This window comes from Moorena sp. SIO2C4 (assembly GCF_010672485.1).
Classification (GTDB): domain Bacteria; phylum Cyanobacteriota; class Cyanobacteriia; order Cyanobacteriales; family Coleofasciculaceae; genus Moorena; species Moorena producens.
The window spans coordinates 1-1,538 of record NZ_JAAHGN010001403.1; the positions used below are offsets into that span (position 1 = coordinate 1).

Annotated in this window: 1 protein-coding gene and 1 pseudogene; one reads left to right on the forward strand and one right to left on the reverse strand. The window is 39.8% G+C overall.

Annotated elements, in window-relative coordinates; all coding sequences use genetic code 11:
• Nucleotides 1–389: pseudogene (locus tag F6K20_RS38005) on the forward strand (Uma2 family endonuclease); the annotation flags it as partial.
• Between the two features lie 149 nt (nt 390–538).
• Here F6K20_RS38005 and F6K20_RS38010 read toward each other — a convergent pair.
• A complete protein-coding gene (locus F6K20_RS38010) occupies nt 539–1,141 on the reverse strand; it encodes a metal-dependent hydrolase (RefSeq protein WP_287256760.1) in 603 nt (200 codons plus the stop codon).
• Nucleotides 1,142–1,538: the final 397 nt, after the last annotated feature.

The following is a 1,538-nucleotide window of genomic DNA, read 5'->3' on the forward strand; positions in this document are numbered from 1 at the left end:
CCGAATATTTTTGGTACGACCCGTTTAATCCAGAGGATTTTGCCGGATTTAGGTTGCACAATGGCGTCTATCAGCCTTTAACTGAAGATGAACAAGGACGACTAATTAGCGAAAGATTAGGATTAGCTTTAGTCCGTTGGCAAGGGGTTTATAAAAATAATGTTGATACTACTTGGTTACGTTGGGCTACTTTAGAGGGAATTGTGCTACCTACTGCTGAAGAAATAGCAGTGCAAGCTCAAGAAGAAGCAGCCCAAGCTCAACAACAAGCAGCCCAAGCTCAACAACAAGCAGCCCAAGCTCAACAGCAATTAGCCCAAGCTCAAGAACGAGCCGAGCAACTGGCTGCTCGTTTACGAGCTATGGGAGTGGATCCTGATCAAGTTTGAAGCGATCGCGCAACGGAGTAGTTAACGGATTTAAGCGATCGCAATATCCCTCGAGTTAGGAGGAGTTGCTAAGGTCAACTCATAGTTGGTTTAGCAACTCTTTTACCATAGTTTTGTCAAATGGGTAGTGCTATACCACCATGCTTGGGCTACCGAGACAGATTATATCCCCAAAACATAAAGCAGGTTGAAGTAAACAGTAAGCCAAAGATAACAATTTTTACCTGACGGGGTTTTAAAAGATGGTAACGACAAATGGCAACCAAGGAAAACAATGGTAATAGTATCCCCATCTCGATCAATAGGTTTTTATATAAGTAATAATTGCTTAGGTCTAGTTTTCCGGCGCTGGGTAAAATACCCCAAGGAAGTTTAAAGTTTTCTCTAGTGAAGGGATAGAACAAAGGTATACCAACAACTCCAACTAACAAATCGATAATAATTTGGGAAAGACCCGCTAATATCGCTTGAAAACTATACACTTTGAGTTGGCGTCCCCTAATTCCTATAATAATTAAAACTACGATTGTACAAATGGGAATAATCAGAGCAAATGCTAGGGAATGGGTAATACGAGTTTGACGGTGTGCTGATTGATGTAACCAAGGGATAAAATGATCCAAGTCAGGGAAAGAGGCAATTACTATTAACCATAAAAACCAAGCCAAGCGCAATAGCAGTGGTTTTTTGGGTGAATTAAAAGCAATACCAATAGTTACAGCAGTTACACTATGGCCAATAAAAGATGACATATATTTTTTTATTTTGATGTTACTGAATTAAGTTATTATAGCATCTTAATTTAATAGGTAAAATCAAAATTTATGTTTAAGTATAACCCTTCACCAAATTAGGTCAAGATACCTGAGGGGGTGACATGAGCCCCAAAAAGCTTACTCTATAAGGCTTTGATGCCAATGGTGTCATGGAAGATACAGTCGGAAATTAAGCCTAAATTCATGTTAGGGAAGCTCAAACCCTTATAACTACGTCCAAAGGAGCGCCCAAAACAGAATGTATATTTTTGGGAATTATCGGCTGAAATTATTACCCAGTAAGGATTTCAGCTTGCATGTCACCCCCCCAGGTCAAGATACACAAAACCAGGCAAAACCTCTTCTCCAGATAAACTAGGGGGAGACTCTAAAA

Excerpts from the sequence above, each read along its gene's own strand:
- F6K20_RS38010 (WP_287256760.1), bottom strand. The coding sequence starts at position 1,141 with ATGTCATCTTTTATTGGCCATAGTGTAACTGCTGTAACTATTGGTATT.